The 19,002-nt window shown below is 55.5% G+C and carries 13 protein-coding genes; 10 read left to right on the top strand and 3 right to left on the bottom strand.

Features of this window, described 5'->3' with window-relative positions; all coding sequences use genetic code 11:
* Window positions 1-480: 480 nt before the first annotated feature.
* The 3 genes from ACTVIM_RS12735 to ACTVIM_RS12725 all read left to right on the top strand — a co-directional run bounded on the left by ACTVIM_RS12735 (window position 481) and on the right by ACTVIM_RS12725 (window position 7,469).
* Window positions 481-3,102 (top strand): valine--tRNA ligase, encoded by a 2,622-nt coding sequence (locus ACTVIM_RS12735; protein ID WP_445614363.1) that lies wholly within the window; start codon window positions 481-483, stop codon window positions 3,100-3,102.
* 133 nt (window positions 3,103-3,235) lie between these two features.
* Entirely contained in the window at window positions 3,236-4,528 is a 1,293-nt protein-coding gene (locus ACTVIM_RS12730) for a bifunctional folylpolyglutamate synthase/dihydrofolate synthase (protein ID WP_445612803.1), read from the top strand.
* A 79-nt stretch (window positions 4,529-4,607) separates the two neighbouring features.
* On the top strand, window positions 4,608-7,469 hold the full coding sequence (locus ACTVIM_RS12725) for a VWA domain-containing protein (RefSeq protein WP_445612802.1): 2,862 nt from the start codon (window positions 4,608-4,610) through the stop codon (window positions 7,467-7,469).
* Window positions 7,470-7,662: 193 nt separating this feature from the next.
* On the opposite strand, the gene ACTVIM_RS12720 is transcribed toward ACTVIM_RS12725, so the two are convergent.
* The 3 genes from ACTVIM_RS12720 to ACTVIM_RS12710 are packed head-to-tail and all read right to left on the bottom strand — an operon-like array spanning window position 7,663 to window position 10,542.
* Entirely contained in the window at window positions 7,663-9,351 is a 1,689-nt protein-coding gene (locus ACTVIM_RS12720) for a hypothetical protein (RefSeq protein WP_445612801.1), read from the bottom strand.
* An 11-nt stretch (window positions 9,352-9,362) separates the two neighbouring features.
* The gene (locus ACTVIM_RS12715; RefSeq protein ID WP_445612800.1) at window positions 9,363-9,929 is read right to left on the bottom strand and encodes a PulJ/GspJ family protein; all 567 of its coding nucleotides are present in this window, start codon (window positions 9,927-9,929) and stop codon (window positions 9,363-9,365) included.
* Window positions 9,913-10,542, bottom strand: a complete 630-nt coding sequence (locus ACTVIM_RS12710) for a type IV pilus modification PilV family protein (RefSeq protein WP_445612799.1) — start codon at window positions 10,540-10,542, stop codon at window positions 9,913-9,915. The genes ACTVIM_RS12715 and ACTVIM_RS12710 overlap by 17 nt, the downstream gene beginning before the upstream one ends.
* Before the next feature lie 132 nt (window positions 10,543-10,674).
* On the opposite strand from ACTVIM_RS12710, the gene ACTVIM_RS12705 reads away from it, so the two are divergent.
* The 7 genes from ACTVIM_RS12705 (at window position 10,675) to ACTVIM_RS12675 (ending at window position 18,994) form a co-directional block, all read left to right on the top strand.
* Window positions 10,675-12,399 carry a hypothetical protein gene (locus ACTVIM_RS12705; protein ID WP_445612798.1) on the top strand — a complete coding sequence of 575 codons (1,725 nt, stop codon included), beginning with the start codon at window positions 10,675-10,677 and terminating at the stop codon, window positions 12,397-12,399.
* A gap of 5 nt (window positions 12,400-12,404) precedes the next feature.
* Window positions 12,405-13,181, top strand: coding sequence for a PRC-barrel domain-containing protein (locus ACTVIM_RS12700; protein WP_445614362.1), 777 nt, complete (start codon window positions 12,405-12,407; stop codon window positions 13,179-13,181).
* 17 nt (window positions 13,182-13,198) lie between these two features.
* Window positions 13,199-14,533: a G5 domain-containing protein gene (locus tag ACTVIM_RS12695; RefSeq protein ID WP_445612797.1), complete on the top strand. Its 1,335-nt coding sequence runs from the start codon at window positions 13,199-13,201 to the stop codon at window positions 14,531-14,533.
* Window positions 14,530-16,194, top strand: coding sequence for a GspE/PulE family protein (locus ACTVIM_RS12690; RefSeq protein ID WP_445612796.1), 1,665 nt, complete (start codon window positions 14,530-14,532; stop codon window positions 16,192-16,194). The genes ACTVIM_RS12695 and ACTVIM_RS12690 overlap by 4 nt, the downstream gene beginning before the upstream one ends.
* Before the next feature lie 12 nt (window positions 16,195-16,206).
* The gene (locus ACTVIM_RS12685) at window positions 16,207-17,262 is read left to right on the top strand and encodes a type IV pilus twitching motility protein PilT (RefSeq protein ID WP_445612795.1); all 1,056 of its coding nucleotides are present in this window, start codon (window positions 16,207-16,209) and stop codon (window positions 17,260-17,262) included.
* On the top strand, window positions 17,249-18,460 hold the full coding sequence (locus ACTVIM_RS12680; RefSeq protein WP_445612794.1) for a type II secretion system F family protein: 1,212 nt from the start codon (window positions 17,249-17,251) through the stop codon (window positions 18,458-18,460). The genes ACTVIM_RS12685 and ACTVIM_RS12680 overlap by 14 nt, the downstream gene beginning before the upstream one ends.
* Before the next feature lie 93 nt (window positions 18,461-18,553).
* Complete coding sequence (locus tag ACTVIM_RS12675) at window positions 18,554-18,994, top strand: prepilin-type N-terminal cleavage/methylation domain-containing protein (protein ID WP_445612793.1); 441 nt, start codon at window positions 18,554-18,556, stop codon at window positions 18,992-18,994.
* The last annotated feature ends 8 nt before the right edge of the window (window positions 18,995-19,002 follow it).

Raw genomic sequence — 19,002 nt, 5'->3', positions numbered from 1 at the left:
GGTCGCCCTTGAGCTGCTTCGTTGAAAGGCGCTGCTGCCGAGTAGAGGAAGCCGGTTGATTGCCGTTATGCCAATGAAGCGCTTAAGCCCTAGAGGGCGGTGGTTGGAAAACGCCGTTTCAAGATGCCTTTTTCCCAAGCCGGAGATGCGGCTGTGGTATGGGAACGGCGCTCTGTTGCCATCCCCTAGATCGCTGGTGAGAACGGTTGTTTCTCTTGAGCAGTGGGGAGCGTGCGAAAGGCGGTCCTGATGCGACAGGGCTTTTCGACTTGAGAAACGAGGTTGGGAAGCGTCTGGCTCCCCTTCCATCCCCAGCCTTCTAGGCTTAAGAAAAAAGGTGGTACCGCGAAAGCAGCTCCTTTCGTCCTTTTCGGATGAAAGGGGCTTTTTTGCTTGCCGATCGGATGATACACTCCGTAGGCAACAGCCATTGTCGATCACATGAAGGAGGGAACAAAAGTGACACAGCATGAAGTGTCAATGCCGCCCAAATACGACCATCGCGCCGTTGAGGCGGGTCGCTATGACTGGTGGCTGAAAGGAAAATTTTTTGAAGCGACCGGCGATCCGGACAAACAACCGTTTACGATCGTCATTCCGCCGCCGAACGTCACCGGCAAACTCCATTTAGGGCATGCGTGGGATACGACGCTGCAAGACATTATTACCCGCATGAAGCGGATGCAAGGCTATGACGTTCTTTGGCTTCCGGGGATGGATCACGCCGGCATCGCCACCCAGGCGAAAGTGGAAGAGAAGCTGCGTCAGCAAGGATTGTCGCGCTACGATTTAGGCCGGGAAAAATTTTTAGAAGAAACGTGGAAGTGGAAGGAAGAATACGCCGGCCATATTCGCAGCCAATGGGCAAAATTAGGGCTTGGCCTCGATTACACGCGCGAGCGGTTCACGCTGGATGAAGGGCTTTCCAAAGCGGTGCGCGAAGTGTTCGTCTCGCTTTACCGGAAAGGGCTCATTTACCGCGGTGAGTACATCATCAACTGGGACCCGGTGACGAAAACGGCGTTGTCGGACATTGAGGTGGTGTATAAAGAAGTAAAAGGCGCGCTCTATCATTTGCGCTATCCGCTCGCTGACGGCTCGGGCTACATTGAAGTGGCGACGACCCGTCCGGAAACGATGCTCGGCGACACGGCCGTGGCGGTTCATCCGGATGATGAGCGATACAAGCACTTGATCGGCAAAATGGTGAAATTGCCGATCGTCGGCCGCGAAATTCCGATCATTGCCGATGAATATGTCGATATGGAATTCGGCTCCGGGGCGGTCAAAATTACGCCGGCGCACGACCCGAACGATTTTGAAATCGGCAACCGCCACAACTTGCCGCGCATTCTCGTCATGAACGAAGACGGCACGATGAATGAAAACGCCATGCAATATCAAGGGCTTGACCGGTTTGAATGCCGGAAGCAAATCGTCCGCGATTTGCAGGAGCAAGGCGTCCTCTTTAAAATTGAGGAACACGTCCACTCGGTCGGCCATAGCGAGCGGAGCGGCGCGGTCGTTGAGCCGTATTTGTCGACGCAATGGTTCGTGAAAATGAAGCCGCTCGCTGAAGCCGCCATCAAGCTCCAGCAAACGGACGGAAAAGTGCAGTTCGTGCCGGAGCGGTTTGAAAAAACGTACTTGCACTGGCTGGAAAACATCCGCGACTGGTGCATTTCGCGCCAGCTTTGGTGGGGGCACCGGATTCCGGCGTGGTATCATAAAGAAACGGGCGACATTTACGTCGACCACGAGCCGCCGAAAGACATTGAAAACTGGGAGCAAGACCCCGACGTGCTTGATACGTGGTTCAGCTCGGCACTCTGGCCGTTCTCGACAATGGGCTGGCCCGATACCGACTCGCCGGACTACAAGCGCTACTACCCGACCGATGTGCTTGTCACCGGCTATGACATCATTTTCTTCTGGGTGTCGCGCATGATTTTCCAAGGGCTTGAATTCACCGGGAAGCGGCCGTTTAAAGACGTGTTGATCCACGGTCTCGTCCGTGACGCCCAAGGACGGAAAATGAGCAAGTCGCTCGGCAACGGCGTTGACCCGATGGATGTGATCGACCAGTACGGCGCCGATGCGCTCCGCTATTTCTTGGCGACCGGCAGCTCGCCGGGGCAAGATTTGCGCTTCAGCACGGAAAAAGTCGAAGCGACGTGGAATTTTGCCAACAAAATTTGGAACGCCTCGCGCTTTGCCTTGATGAACATGGGCGGCATGACGTACGACGAGCTCGATTTGAGCGGCGAAAAAACGGTCGCCGACCATTGGATTTTAACGCGCTTAAACGAAACGATCGACACGGTGACAAAGCTCGCCGACAAATACGAGTTTGGCGAAGTCGGACGCACGCTGTACAACTTTATTTGGGACGATTTGTGCGACTGGTATATCGAAATGGCGAAACTGCCGCTGTACGGTGATGATGAGGCGGCGAAAAAGACGACGCGTTCGGTGTTGGCATATGTGCTTGACAACACGATGCGCCTGCTTCATCCGTTCATGCCGTTCATTACCGAGGAAATTTGGCAAAACTTGCCGCATGACGGCGAATCGATCACCGTTGCTCCGTGGCCGCAAGTGCGTCCTGAACTGTCGAACGAAGAAGCGGCTGAAGAAATGCGGCTGCTTGTGGACATCATCCGCGCGGTCCGAAACATCCGCGCGGAAGTGAACACGCCGCCGAGCAAACCGATTGCGCTCTACATTAAGACAAAAGACGAGCACGTGAGGGAAGCGCTTTTGAAAAACCGCGCTTATTTGGAACGGTTCTGCAACCCGAGCGAGCTGGTCATCGACACCGATGTCCCGGCGCCAGAAAAAGCGATGACCGCTGTTGTCACCGGAGCGGAGCTCATTTTGCCGCTTGAAGGGCTGATCAATATTGAAGAAGAAATCAAGCGGCTTGAAAAAGAGCTTGACAAGTGGAACAACGAAGTCGAGCGCGTCGAAAAGAAACTGGCCAACGAAGGCTTTTTGGCGAAAGCGCCGGCCCATGTCGTCGAAGAAGAGCGCCGCAAGCGGCAAGACTACATCGAAAAACGCGAAGCGGTGAAAGCGCGCCTTGCTGAGCTGAAACGGTAGACAAACGATTGTTTGGTTGATTATGATGAAGACGAATCCGCCATCAGGCGGGTTCGTCTTTTTCGCTGGCGGAAGCCATCCGGCCCATCGCCAGCCTTTCGATCTTGATCTTCTCAAGGAAGGAGTCGTGAAGATGATCCGCACATATGAGGAAGCCGTCGCTTGGATTCACGGGCGGCTGCGGCTTGGCATGAAGCCGGGATTAAAACGGATGGAATGGATGATGGAAAAGCTCGGCCACCCGGAACGCCGCGTCCGCGCCGTCCATATCGGCGGAACGAACGGCAAAGGGTCGACGGTCGCCTATTTGCGCTCGATTTTGCAGGCGGCGGGGTATTCGGTCGGGACGTTCACTTCGCCGTATGTCGAGCAGTTCAACGAACGGATCAGCGTCAACGGCGAACCGATCGGCGATGACGAAATCGTGGAGCTAGTGCGAGTCGTTCAGCCGCTTGCGGACGAGCTTGAACGGACGGAACTTGGCGGACCGACCGAGTTTGAAGTGATCACCGCCATGATGCTCTATTACTTCGGCAAGCAACATATTCAAGATATTGTGCTCATTGAAGTCGGGCTCGGCGGCCGGCTCGATTCGACGAACGTCATTTATCCGCTCGTTTCTGTCATTACGAACGTCAGCTATGACCATATGAACATTTTAGGCGATACACTTGGGCAAATTGCCGCCGAGAAAGCGGGAATCATCAAATCGGGGGTGCCGCTCGTGACAGCGGTCAACGAGCCTGAGGCGTGGGAAGTGATCGCCAAGACGGCCGCGGAGCGGAAAGCGAAAACATATCGGCTCGGCGTTGATTTTACCGTCTCCGACCAGCAAACGACCGCGGAAGGAGAGCAATTTTCGCTTGTCACACCGTTTTCTGAGTACCGCGATGTGCGCATTTCCATGCCCGGCACCCATCAAGTCGAAAACGCGGCGGTGGCGGTGATGGCGGCCGAACTATTGCGGCTTGGCTATTCATTTTTGATCGACCCGGAGCATATCGCCGCTGGGCTGGCTTCAGCTGCTTGGCCCGGCCGCTTTGAGCGGGTGAGCGACAAACCGCTCGTCATTGTCGACGGCGCCCATAACGAAGCCGGCATTCGCGCGCTCGTTGACACGGTGCGCGCGCATTACCGGGACAAACGCGTCCACGTCTTGTTGGCCGCGTTGGCGGACAAGCCGCTTGCGCCAATGATCCGGCTGCTTGACGAGCTGGCTGACACGATCACGTTTACGACGTTCGATTTTCCGCGCGCCGCTCAAGCAGAAGCATTAGCCGCCCTCTCTTCCCACCGGCAGAAGGCCGCTGCCAATGATTGGGCCGGCTGGATTCGCGCCCAGCAAGAACGGATGGGAGATGACGAGCTGTTAGTTGTCACCGGGTCGCTGTACTTTATTTCGGACGTAAAAAAACAGTTCCGATAAGAAAATTTTTCTATCGACAATGGTTGAACGATGGTATAATAGAAATATAGGAAAATTGTCGCGAAACGGGGAGAGGAGCATGGAGAAAAGGGGGATTTTGCGCGCGCTTTTCGCGCTCGGATGGGCGTTTTGGCTTATGTTTGTCGTAGGCGGGAAGGTGGCACCGGTGCAAGCGGCAACGCTTCCCTCGCTCCAATGGCAGTTCACTTCCTCGCAGCCGGAGTACGCCAAACCGCCTAACGGCGATGCCCAAGGCCGGCTCGATGTGACGCTCATTCCGCAAGGAGCGGTGTCAGGAGTGATTCGCCCGCCGATCGATGTCGTCTTTGTCATGGACGTATCCGGTTCCATGACCTTAACCAAGCTGCAAAGCGCCAAATCCGCTTTGCAAACAGCGGTCAGCTACTTTAAGGAGAATTCCAATGTCAATGACCGCTTCGCGTTCATTCCATTTTCCGATGGCGTGCGTTTTGACAGCCTTGTTCCGTTTGACGCCAATGCGAACGTCATCAACCAGCTTGACGCGATTTTGCAGAAAGGAAACAGCCTGACGGCCAATGGTGGAACGAACTATTCAGCCGCTTTGTCGCTCGCCCGGTCGTATTTTAATGACCCGGCGCGGAAAAAGTACATCATTTTCTTGACCGATGGAATGCCGACGGTGCTGAATACGACGAGCACGATCACCTATAAGGAGATCAAAAAAACGTTTTCCGGCTGGAAGTACGGGGACAAGGTGACCGCTTCGATCCCCGTGACGTACACCTTGTATAGCAACGGAAAAGATGCAAGCATTCAGTTTGTCGATCGTAACGGCTATAAGCGGTTGTTTCTTAACAATGGCGCCGATTATGTAAACGGCTGGCTGTTTTCTTTGGACAATGACTATCCGTTTACGTATTCGACGTTGGAAGACAACATCCGCGATGATGCGGTCAATATAGCGAAAGACCTTGGCAAAAACAACATCACTCTCTATTCGATTGGCTTCGGCAGTGATGGCGATGTCGATATGGACTATTTGCGGACGCTTTCAATGATGACTGGAGGGGAAGCGCGGCAAGGGACGCCGCAAAACTTGAACGCTTTGTTCCAGCAGTTTTCCCAGCTGGCCAACACTCCCGCGCTCACTGGCACGGTCCGCATTCCGCTTTCGTCGCTCGGCGGCAACGTTTCGATTGCCGAGAACGGACAAGTGCGGCTCGATGAAAGCAAACAAAACGCCTATATTTCTTTTTCCATTCCGTATTCATCAGGACAAGGGACGCCAAATCCTATCACCGTGTCCATTCCGTTGGCGTTCAAGGCAACAGGGACGTACACGTTTCAAGCGGAATTAACGTATCGGGACGTCTACGGTCAGCTCCAGCCGGTGACAACGAAAACGGTAACGGTCACCGTCAAGGCGGAAGCCCCGCCATGGTTTGATGGGACGGTCAAGCTGCAGGGGCTGACGAAACCGATCGACCAACTCGTTAAGCAAGGGGCAACGGACGGCGATGACAACCGCTTCCGTGTTGCTTATTCATTGGCGTTGAAAGGATACGTCGGCAATGTCTCTGGGACGATCAGCAATGTCCGCATCATTCAAGAGCTTCCGGACGGAATCTCGGTCATCCCTGACGGAAAAGTAGCAACGTTTGTCAATAACGGAAAACGTTACGCGCAGTGGTCGTTCGGCGGGCAAACCTTTGACTACAGCCAGCTGAACAAGCTGACGCTGACCGCGCAATGGGTCATGCAAGCCGACTACGCCATGAGCGGCACCCAATTGCCGCCGGCGCTCGTAACGTTCACCGACAGCCGCTACGGCGAGCGGACTTCGACGCTCACGCCGCCGTCGGAACGAATCGGAATGAAGGTGCGTTTGGATGATTTTCCGAATGTTTATTATGAAGGGGATGAAAGCGGGCTGATCACCAAATGGCAAGGGGTCGACATCGTGGGAAGAACGAAGCATCCTAACTCCTATGGACTGCTGCAGCTGCCGGTCAAAGCGCTGCAATACGATCCGAGCGATGACGGGGTGCTACTTGTCACCTATAGCAACGGCCAGACGGTGCCCGTGTATATTAAGCCGCATCTAGCCGTCACGACGTCCGCCGGCGCTGTGGCAAACGGAGCGACAGCGTACGAAGCGCCGACGGTCAAGTTGACCGGACCCGTGGCCGGCGAAGGGGTGTCGTATCGCTATCAGATCGTTCGAAATGGGGTCTCGGCCGCTTGGGCAGCGCTCCCTTCACCGTATGAAATCGCCATTTCGAACGATGGGGCGTATACGGTCACTGTCCAGTCGTCGGGAGGGTTGACGAGGGGAACAGGATTGGCGAGCGCGTCGTTTACGTATACGAAGCGGATCAAGGAATTGAAACTCGGCTCTTATCAAGCAACAATGAATGTCGGTGACGTGCAAACGATTCCGGTGACGATCGTGCCGAGCGATGCGACGAACAAAACGTTAGTATGGTCGTCGAGCGATCCGGCGGTGGCTGTTGTGCAAAATGGAATAGTAACGGCGCTCAAGCCGGGAACGGTGTCCATCACGGTGCGCTCTACAGATGGAGGAAATGCATCAGCGACGGCATCGATTCAGGTCGTCGATCCGTATGTCGCCCTCGAAGGGATGGCATTTCAGACGCCCATTTACATGAATCGCGGCGAGCGGCTTGACGTGACGTCACTGCTCCGTTTTATCCCAGAAAATGCCACAGATAAGGCGCTTCGTTCTGTTATTTCGTCGGATCAGCGATTTGTCAAGATCGTTCAGGAAAACGGAAAATGGTATTTGCAAGCCGTTGATGTTGGGTATGCAGAGATCACGGCGACCGCGAAGGTGAAGGCAGCGGATGGACGGGATATTGAAGCGAAGGCCCTCGTTATCGTCCGCCCGCCTACAGGCAATAACGGCGACAACGGCGGCAACAGCGGCGGACGATGGTAACGACAAAAAGCGGCCCAACCAAAGATGAGATCCGCGTTTTAAAAAAAGAAGGCCCTCGAAAAGTCGGTTGAACGACTTTTCGAGCCGGCCTCTTTTTGTTACATAATTTCCGAAAGAAGTCCCGTCCATAGATGGGATTACGTGAGAAGCCCCCACTTCAAGCAGCCCGCAACGATGGGAAGCGAAGGGGAGTTCACCGGACTTCCAAGCGATCGACGACAAGTGATAAACGATTGACAAACGGGAGCCCCGTCCCTTGCTCAACGAGCACTTCCGGGCGATAGCGGACGACTAGCCGCGATAATGCCACATCGGGATTAGGAACGAAACCGGAAGGCTCCCCATTGCTTCCCTCGACCCGGCCACGGAACGCATTGACCACCAATCCATAAATGTCTGTATCGGGGGCGGGGTCGCCGTTTCCACGGGCGAACAGCCCTCCGTCGATATATAAGTACGAGCCGACGGCGTAAATGGTAGCGCTGCTGTCGGTGTAAAAATATCCTTTCAAGTTTGCTTCCCCTCTCGGGTTATCAAATTCATTGATGCGGGCCAAATCGAGCTTTCCTTTCGACAACAGCACGACCCCTTTGCCGTTGTCCGCCCGCTCGATGCGGCTTTGATAAATCTTCGTTTTTCCCGTCACATAAACGCTGGCATCGAGTTTAACGTTACCAGTGATCGTCAAGTCGCCGAAAACGATAAAGTTTCCGTGTATGTTGATAAAATCGTTTTGCGGACCATTGAGATTCAGAGGGCCATTGACAATCAGCCATTGGTTGACCCCTTTGTCTGTTCGAATGTCCACATCCCCGATCAGGTTGATGCCCCCATTAACGTAAAGCGGTTTGTCTTTCTTTTGCTTGATGATTTCAAGCGGATCGTTTCCGTTCAATTCGTTGAACCTGTCTTTCAGATTGTTGGCTAATTGGCGCAGCGCTTCGGTTTTGTCCGCGGCTTCTTGAACAGCTTCCACTTTCGCAATATATTCGGGCGATGATGGTGAGAAGCCGGCTGCCTGCAACAGTTTATCGGCGACGGTCAGTTCAAAATCGACGTCCACAAAGTCTTCGTTGCTTGGCTGGAAGGACGGGGGCGGTTCCGTTGTTCCTGCCGGCCAGGACGACTCCCATTGATTCGTCATTTGAAAGCGGGTTTGCGTTTCGTCTACTTTCCAGCAGCTCTTCGTTTGCCCGCACGCTTGGAAAGCCCCGTTTAAATACCAAACCGAAGAGTTGGAGAACCGCGGCATTCCGCTGTCATAGGTTTCGATTTTCAGTTCGTTCGTTCGGCTGACGTACGTTGTGGCGTTGCTGGCATACCCGGTTTCGCCGGCGTAAACATCACCTTTTTCGATGTAGACACCCCCGTTTAATACGACAGCGCGGTTGGAGCCGAGCGCGTATTTTAAAAAGCTCGGCGTGTTGGTGACAAAAACGCGACGGACGACGGTCCGGGTTCGGTGTCCGTCATCGAACGATTTCTCTAATCTCAAGACGCGCAGAAACACTTGTTGCTTGTCGATTTGATACTGGTCGCTCTCATCTTTCACCATCACTCCGTAGCGTTCCAGCAAGCGTCCGGTCATCGTGTTTTTCCCGGGATTGGAGCTGTCAAGGCCGAGAAAATGATCCCATTCATTTGGCGAAAAAATGCGATGGCTCGTAAAAAAATTCGGATCGGACAATTCCGCTTTCAAATCGGCGACCGCCTCGTTCACTTCCGTTTTGGCCTTGTGGAGCGACTGCACATCATCAACGCGCACCGTCGCGAATCGGGCGTGTTGAAGGGAGACGGCGATGATCGTCAAGCCGAGCAAAAAAAAGACGGTGACGACCAAAAGGGTCGTAAGTAAACTGTAGCCTTGTTCAGTCCGGCGCATGCTTCGCCCTCCTAAAATCCGAATTCGGTTTTGACGGTGAACGGTTGAACCGGAAAGGCGGCGCTTTCCCCATCCCGCACCGTAAAGGTCATCGTCAGCACCCCGCTTCGGCAAATGTTTTTTTGCCAGCGCGCGCAGCGAAACGAAAAAAACGACGTATCGTCCAGCCGAAAAGCCGGAGAGGTGACCGCCGCGCCATCGATCATCAGCTTGCCGTCTTTGATCGCCACCAATTGATAGGTTGGCTGTTCGGTTTCTGCGCGCGAGACGAGCCCGACTTGGTTGTTTGTTTGGAATTGTTCGTTTTTGATGAACCGCAGTTCGCGCAGCGTTTGGTTTTCTTGGCTTCGCTCGGCTTCAAGGCCGTCGGGCGCGAACGCGTACAGGGCATTCATGAGACGGGCGGCCACATAGTCGGCTTCGCTGCGCAATTCGTTTTCGATGCCGATATGCTGGTAGGCGCGGACGCCGCCAAGAAAGACCGCATACACGGCGCCGACGATGAGCATCGAAATCGTTATCGCCGCCAGCACTTCAACAAGCGTCATCCCCTTTTCACCGTCAGCGAATCGTTTCATCGGCAATGGCTCCTTCCACCCATGTGATGTCACGGTTTCGTTCTCCGAAGCGAACGAGCGTGTACAACTTAGCCATATATTGGCCGGCTTGTGAAGACAGAACGGCGGTTCGTTCGCTTTGCACGTCCGCTTGAAGCTGTTCCGGCAAAGAGCGAAACTCCGGGGAGGCGAGAAACGCGTCCCACCCTTCGCGGTCGGCGCGGACGATATATACGGTGACGGCGTACGGGACGTCATTGACGGTCGGAGCGAGCTGCACGGCGCAGGCTTGCTGCGGATCGAGCGTTCCTTGCTGCGAGCTGGGGAAAAACAAAGACCGCAAAGCGTTGTTGCTGCAGCTTGTCTTTTCTAGCTTGATAAACCCTCTCGTTTGTGTTTGTAAGTAAGTTTGCAACGAAGCAAAGTTCGTATTTTTTTCGAAATAGTTCGCCGTCCCGCGCGCCAAATTGATGGCGACCGTTCGCCGTTCATTGCCGGCTGTATAGGTCATGGCGTTGGTGAAAAACGAAAACAGACCGATCACTACCGCCGACAGCAAGGCGATCGACAACAACGTCTCAACGAGGGTGAATCCAGCGGAACATCGGCAAACGAATCGATTCTGATCCACCATGATCGCAACCTTTCTTTCTATCTATAAAACCTTCTTTCAAAATATGTAACTTTATTATACAATAAGTAAGAGTCGAATGTTGCAGATTTTTGCCTAAAAAGAGGCCTTTTGTCATAGAAATGGGGGGGCGCGATGAAAGAGGCGCTGATGTATGCTGGTGCTTTTGTCGTGGCATTGTTGTTGATTTGGCTGCTTCCGCTTGGGTTTAGTCGTTTGGGCGGACTGATGGCGGTCGCTGTCGCGCTGGTCGCCGCCCTTATGGCCGATATGGCGAGTTCCGTCATTCCGCTTTGGCAGACGGCCGCGTTGGTTCTCGTGCTGTTGGCCGCGGCTTCGCTTTTGCTTGACCGCCGTTTGGGAGCGATTCTCTACCGGCGCAATGACTTTCGAGAAACAAGCTTTCAAGGCGAAAAGGACAAAGAGGCGAACGGGCACGGTGGTTCGCCCGCCGGTTCCGTTTTCTCGGCCGCTCCGCTGGCGGCGGCCCACTTGCACCAACCGCGGCTTTCCGCCGAACCGGACGGATTGCTTCCCAAACTAGAGGAGAGGAAAACGGAGGAAGCTCCGTCTTCTCCCATCGATTCGTTTGGGGAAGCGGCGGAGGAAGGGGAACCGTTCCTTGAGCCGCTTAAGGCCGTTGAGCCATCGAGCGGGGAAGCGGCGCCGGCTTCTCCTGCTGATGAGCCGTTGGAACAAGCGATGATATTGCGCCGGGAAGAGGGCGAAGCCGCCGTCAAACCGCTGCGGCTTGCCGAGGAGACGGCGGCGTCTTCACGAGCAGATGGGTGGATAGAGGCGGCTGAAGAGGCCGTGCCGCTGTCCGAGTTCGCGGCTTCAGGCGTTGAGTCCGTTGAACCGTTGCGGCCTGCCGAGGAGACGGCGGCGTTTTCGCGAGCGGATCGGTGGATAGAGGCGGCCGAAGAGGCCGTGCCGCTGTCCGAGTTCGCGGCTTCGGGCGTTGAGTCCGTCGAACCGCTGCGGCCTGCCGAGGAGACGGCGGCGTCTTCGCGAGCGGATCGGTGGATGGAGGCGGCCGAAGAAGCCGCGCCGCTGTCCGAGTTCGCGGCTTCGGGCGTTGAGTCCGTCGAACCGCTGCGTCGCGTTGCCGATTGGCTTGACGAATGGCCGGGCGCGGTGACGCCGGAGCTTGAGGCCGCGGTGCTTCGGAAGCAGGAAAATGATCCTCACGAAGCTCTTCTTTTGAAAGTGGATATCGACGGCTGGGGAGACGAGGTCGGCCCGGATTTCGAAGAAGCTCGATCTGATTCGATGGCGTTGCTAGGTGATGTTCGCCATGACGGCGAAGAGCATCGGAAAGCAGGAGTGGCTGGCGACGACGATGGCGCTACGGATGACCTTCTAGAGATCGGGGAGCAAGACGCGGACTGCGCCGCTGGAGGAGCGGGTAAGCTCGCTGGCGGAAGCGCTGCGGTGCCGCTCGCTGCTGAAGCGGCCGCTGTCAGCGAGCATTCAGCCGCTGAGCCGTCTCCGCCAGCGACGATGGCCGGCGACGATCGTTCCGCTGAAGAAGAACGACCGGCTTTGACGGCCCTGCCGCGAATGGTTTCCGAAAAAGCGCAACTGGCGGCGGCTGAGTTGAGGCTGAGCCGCTCCCAGTTGACGAGCGAGGCGTATGAGCGGTGTCTGCACCAATGCCTGCAGGCTCCCCTCACTGATCGCGACTATTACGTATTCGCCCGCTTGCTGTTGGAACATTATGTGCTCGAGCGCCGGGCTGAGCCGCTAGCTGCTTGGCTCGATCAACTCGAGCGGCGCTTTTCGCCTTACCCGGCCATTGCCGCAGAACTAAGGCTCTGGCGGGAAATGGCTGCAACATTAGGAAGATCGTTGAGGTGAAGAAAATGAAAGCGAGTGCGCAAATCATCGGTTTGCCGATCATCAGCATCGCTGATGGGACACAAATCGGCACCGTGAAAAACTTTGTCATCAATCCGGATAAAGGTTCTGTCGACTTTTTGACGGTCGAGCACGAAGACGTGCAAGTGAGCTTAAAAGCGATCCCGTTCAAAAAAATCGTCGGGATCGGAGAGTTTGCCGTCACGGTGGCCAGCGGCCATGATGTGATCGATTTATCGGAAATTCCGATCGCCAATCAGTTGGTCAACAAACAAATCCGCATCAAACAGACAAAAGCGATTACGCGCAAGGGGCAACTTCTTGGCGAGGTGCAAGAGTTTTTCCTAAACGAGGAAACCGGAGAGATTATCGGCGTGTCCGTTCGTCTGGAAAGCGGCGAAGCGGTGCTGCCGTCCGCCCAAGTGCTTACGTATGGAAAAGAGATGCTGATCGTCGCTGACGATGCGCAGACAGCGCTCCTTTCTGATGCGGCGCAGCTCATCGGGCCGGATGACGGCGAAAGCGGGACGGAGGAGAGCGACATTTCCGAACAAATGCAGGCCATGACAGAGACGGCCGAAAACGTGGAAGCGTTGGAATCGCTCCGCGAAAAACAAGTGGCGTTTCTTTCGGGAAAACGGCTGACCAAAGACATTTATGACATGAACGGCGAACTTTTATTCCAAGCGGGCACCGTGCTTCGCGAAGAGGACGTGCGCAAAGCGCAGGAAGCCGGCCCTAGCGTCATTGTCGACGTCTCGATGAACATTGAAGCCGAATGAAAAAGGGGGAGCTCGGGGTGAGAGCCGCTTCCATAGGGAAATTGTTTCTCGTGATGGCGGTCTGCACAGTCTATTTTCTTTCGTTTGTCCGTTTAGGCGTTTTGGCTTATGAATCGTTCGGCCCCGGCCAAGACCGCTATCGCCCGGGGACGTCGGTCGGTCCGATTTCGCTCGCCGGGATGACGCCGGCGGAAGCCCGGCGGGCGGTGGCCGATCGCGTGAGCGACTGGCGGGCGACGGTTTCGATTCCGCTCCGCTATCAAGAAAAACAGGCGGAACTGTCGGCCGATCTCTTCACTTTTCGCTTGTCGGAAAGCATTCAAAACATTGTCAACGGGCGCTCTGTCCCGCTGCTTGCGCTGGCTGATATGAGCGCTTGCCTCGAGGTCGTCGGCCGCCTTCTGCCGCCGGCGGTGCGAGACACCTTAGATGTTCAGACGCTGGAGAAAGATTTGGAAGCGGCGGCTTCCCAGCTGTCAGCGCCCAGCCAGCCGCTTGATTTGACCCGCTATCTCCCGGCTTCTGGAAAAGGGAAAACGGTGGTGAGCGAAGCGGCCGTTCCGATCTATGATGAAAGCCTTTCCCGCTTTCTTGCGCCGGAGCGCCGGCTTGTCGTCCGCGCCAATCAGCTCGTGTCGCTGCGCACCATGATCGAACAAGCGGGCGGCGGATTGTCCGACCGCGCCGTCGAGGCGTTGGCATCGGCCGTGTATCGCGCCGTCCTTTCCACCAATTTTGTGCTGATGGAAAGATATGCAGGGAGCACGCTTCCGGACGGCATCGCCCCGGGATTTGAAGCCAAGGTTGACCGCCAGCGCGATTTGCAATGGTTGAATCCAAATACGGTGGATTATACGCTCATTCTTCGTTATGACGGCCGTCAGGTGAAAGCGCTCATTCATGGCTGGCCGTTCGCCTACCAATATATCGTGCGCACGAGCCAACCGGAATCGATCGCACCGCGCAAAATCATCCAGTATGATTCGCGGCTGGCTCCGGAGCAGTCCGTGGTCAAACAGACCGGGCGCTCAGGGTTGCTAGTAAAAGTGGAGCGGGAGGTGCGTGACGGCGCCAAACTTGTCCGCCGGGAAACGGTGAGCGAAGACTTTTATCCGCCGGCCTACACGATTGAAGTTCGGGGGCTGAAAGTTCCGGAATCATCCGTCTCCGCGCCGGAAGAGGAAGAGCAGACGCCAGCGGAAGATGGTTCTGAAAATCAAAACAAGGATGAAGAAAGCGACCAAGAGCAGCCGCCGTCAGAAAGCGGGCAACGGACGGACGGCGGTGACCAAGTGGATGAAGGTCGTTCAACCGATACGAAACAAAGCGGGGAAAGCGGGGGAAGCCGATGAACAAAAAACGCGAGCGAAAACGTCTCGGCGACTTGTTGGTGGAAGCGGGGTTAATTACGGAAGAACAGCTGGCGGAAGCGCTGCGGGAAAAAGCGCCAAAACAAAAGCTCGGCGATGCGCTGCTGCAGCGCGGCTATATCACCGAACAACAGCTCATCGAGGCGCTCGAGTTCCAGCTTGGCATTCCCCACGTCAGCTTGTACCGCTATCCGATTGATCCGAAAGCCACCAACCTAGTGCCGAAAGAGCTGGCCCGCCGCCATCTCATCATGCCCCTCAAAGTGGAAGACGATCGCTTATTGGTGGCGATGGCCGATCCGCTCGATTTTTTTGCCATAGATGATCTGCGCTTGTCGACCGGCTTTCAAATTGAAACCGCGATCGCATCGAAGGACGACATTTTGCGTGCGATCAACAAATACTATGACATGGACGAGTCGTTTGATGACCTGCTTCCGGCTCCGCCGACCGAGGGGCGCGATGATGGGAAGGTGGCTGAAGACGATTCTCCGATCGTTCGTTTAGTGAACCAAATTTTGCAGCTTGCCGTCGAGCAGCGGGCAAGCGATATTCACATTGACCCGCAGGAGACAAAAGTGCTCATCCGCTATCGGATCGACGGCCTTCTTCGCACCGAGCGGGCGCTGCCGAAGCATATGCAAAGCATGCTGACGGCGAGGATTAAAATTTTGGCCCACATGGATATTACCGAACACCGCGTCCCTCAAGACGGGCGGATCAAAATGAACATCGATTTCCATCCTGTTGATCTGCGGGTATCGACGCTGCCGACCGTGTACGGGGAAAAAATCGTCATGCGCGTTCTTGACTTGGGCGCGGCGCTGAACGATATCGATAAGCTCGGGTTCAACGCTGTCAATTTGGACCGTTTCATCCGCCTCATCGAGCGGCCCAACGGCATCATTTTGATTACGGGCCCGACCGGCTCGGGAAAATCGTCGACGCTGTATGCGGCGCTCAATTATTTAAACAGCGAGCAGGTCAACATTATTACGATTGAAGATCCGGTCGAGTATCAAATTGAAGGTATCAATCAAATTCAAGTCAATCCGAACGTCGGTTTGACGTTCGCCCAAGGGCTTCGTTCAATTTTGCGCCAAGACCCGAACATCATCATGGTCGGCGAGATTCGCGACCGCGAAACCGCCGAAGTGGCGATTCGCGCCTCGCTCACCGGTCATTTGGTGTTAAGCACCCTTCATACGAACGATGCGTTAAGCACGATCACCCGGTTGATCGATATGGGCATTGAGCCGTTTTTAGTCGCGACCTCGCTCGCTGGGGTCATAGCTCAGCGCTTAGTGCGCCGCGTCTGCCGCGATTGCCAAGAAGTGTATGAGCCGACGAAGCGGGAGCGGGACATTTTCGCCCGCCGCGGCATCGACGTTCAGCAGCTGGTCCGCGGCCGCGGCTGCCCGACGTGTAACATGACCGGCTACCGCGGCCGGCTCGCCATCCATGAGCTGTTGGTCATTACCGACGAAATGCGCCGCGTCATTTTAAACAATGAACCGTTTTCGAGACTGCGGGAGCTCGCCATCCAAAACAAAATGATTTTTCTGCTCGATGACGGGCTGCTGAAAGTGAAGCAAGGATTGACGACGCTTGAGGAAGTGCTCAAAGTGGCGATTTTGCATTGATGGGTGAGAGCAATGAAAGAAAAATTGGATGCGTTGTTGCGCGCGGCGTTTGAGTACCGGGCGTCCGACGTGCATTTGACCGTCGGAGCGCCGCCGATTTTTCGCCTGAACGGCGAGCTGAGGCTCTACGGCCAAGAGCGGTTGCGCCCTGAGGAAACGGAAGGAATGGCGCGCGCCGTCATCCCTGAAGCGCTTTGGCTGCAGTTCCAACAAACCGGGGAGCTTGATTTTTCCTATGGGATCGCCGGCGTGTCCCGGTTCCGCTTGAACGTGTTTAAACAGCGGTCCTGTGTTTCCTTGGCCGTCCGCCTCATCCCGATGCGCATCCCGACGTTGGAGGAGCTTGGCATGCCAAGCGTGCTGAAGCGCATCGCGGAAAAGCCGCACGGGCTTGTGCTCGTCACCGGACCGACCGGCAGCGGCAAGTCGACGACGTTGGCCGCTATGATCGATTATATAAACAAAACGATGTCGAAGCATATTATTACGCTGGAAGATCCGATCGAATATTTACATAAACACGGGAAATCGATCATTGATCAGCGCGAGGTCGGATTTGACACCGGCAGCTTTGCTTCCGGGCTGCGCGCCGCGCTTCGCCAAGACCCGGACGTCATTTTAGTCGGGGAGATGCGCGACTTGGAGACGATTCAAACCGCCATTACGGCTGCGGAAACGGGGCATTTGGTGTTGGGCACGCTCCATACGGCCAGCGCCTCGGCGGCGATCGAGCGGATGATTGACGTCTTTCCATCGGCTCAGCAGGCGCAAATCCGCTTGCAGCTCGCCTCGGTGCTTGTCGCCGTTATGGCTCAGCGCCTGTTTCCGAACCGAAGCCGAACCGGACGGGCGGCGGCGCTTGAAATTTTACTGAACAATGCGGCGGTCGCCAATCTCATCCGCAACGAGAAGGAACACCAAATTATTAACATTATGCAGACGAGCCGCAGCGTAGGCATGCAGACGATGGAAATGAGCGTCAAGGAATTGGTTGCGGCCGGGCGGGTTGATGCGGCGGCAGCTGAAGCGTACTTGGCGGGGGAGCGTGAGAAAGATGGCGCAATTTAAGTACGAAGGGCGGGACCAGCAAGGAAGGAAAAAGTCGGGAGTGATCGCGGCCGCTTCCCGGCGCGAAGCCGCGCTCAAATTGCGGGAGAAAGGGGTTCGCCCGACGATCATCGCCGAGGTGCCGCCAACGGTATGGAACAAGGAAATTTCCATCGGCCGCCCGGTCAAACTGCAGCATTTCGTCGTGTTTTTGCGCCAATTCGCCACCTTGGTGCGCGCCGGGGTGACGATCGTCGATTCGATTCGCATTTTATCGGAGCAAACGGAAAGCAAGGCGCTGGCGCGCGCGCTGCTCGACATGGAGCAGCATCTCCGGGAAGGAAATCCGCTGTCCGCGGCGGCGGCGAAGCATCCCCGCATTTTTCCGCCGCTGTTTGTCAATATGGCGCGGGCGGGCGAAGCGAGCGGGACGCTTGACGAAACGCTCGACCGGTTGGCCGACCATTTTGAAAAAGTGCATCGGACGAGGCAAAAAATCGTTTCCGCCCTCGCCTATCCGGTGGCCGTCGCCATCATCGCCACGGCGGTTGTCATTTTTTTGCTTGTCTCGGTCGTGCCAACGTTTGTTGACATGTTTGCTGATTTCCATGCCGAACTGCCGGCGATCACGAAGTTTGTGCTGAAAGCGAGCGCTTTTATGCAGCGCTATTGGTGGTTGGTGGCACTGGGAGGGATCGGCGTTGGCGCGGCGTTCGCCGCTTTGCGCCGGCAAAAGCGGACGAAATATTACTTGGATTATGCGGCCATGCGCCTTCCGATTTTTGGGAAGCTCATGCAAAAAGCGGCGCTCGCCCGCATGACGCGCACGCTCAGCTCGCTTGTCTCCAGCTCGGTGCCGATTTTAGAGGCGCTTGCCATCTCTGGACGCGTCGTCGAAAACGAAGTGATCGCCGCCGTGCTTGATGAGGCGCGCGCCGCTCTTGAGCGCGGCCGATCGCTCGCCGAGCCGCTCCGCCGCCATTGGGCGTTTCCGCCGCTTGTCGCGCAAATGATCGCCATCGGCGAACAAACCGGTTCACTCGATGCCATGCTTGGCAAAGTCGCTGATTTTTACGAAGCGGAAGTCGACGCCGGCACCGACCGCCTGAAATCGCTCATCGAACCGCTGATGATCGTCCTGCTCGCCGGCGTCGTCGGGACGATCGTCACGTCGATCATCGTTCCAATGTACGATATCTTTAATCACATTCAACAATAATTCATCTAAGAATGTCTTCCTATTTTTGCAGTGATATTGTAGAATAATAGGGAAATCGTTCTAAATCACACAAGAGAAAGGGAGAGGAAAGGCATGTTCAAACGTCTTCTCAAAAATGAGCGCGGGTTGACGCTCATCGAACTGCTCGCCGTCATCGTCATTTTAGGGATCATCGCGGCGATCGCCATCCCAGCCATTGGCGCTATTATGGACAACTCGAAAAAAGACGCTCATATCGCCAATGCGAAGCAAGTTGCCAGCGCGGCGCGGCTCGCCATTGCGGCCGACAAAAACACAAAAACGTCATATACATTGAAGGAGTTGTATGACGGCGGGTATTTAGAAAACATTCCGAAATCGCCGGGAAAAGTGTCCACTAATAAATATGATGCTGAGAAAAGCGTTGTGAAAATTGTCAAGGACAGTAATGGGGTTACGTATAAGGTGACGCTTGTAGACGCAAATGGCTCATTCAAATACATCGATGATAAAGACGTGAGTGAGCTCAATCGAAGTGACGTCAATTTAGAATAGGATGCATG

This window comes from Geobacillus sp. YF-1 (assembly GCF_052692335.1).
This window is presented reverse-complemented; position numbering and strand designations above follow the sequence as displayed.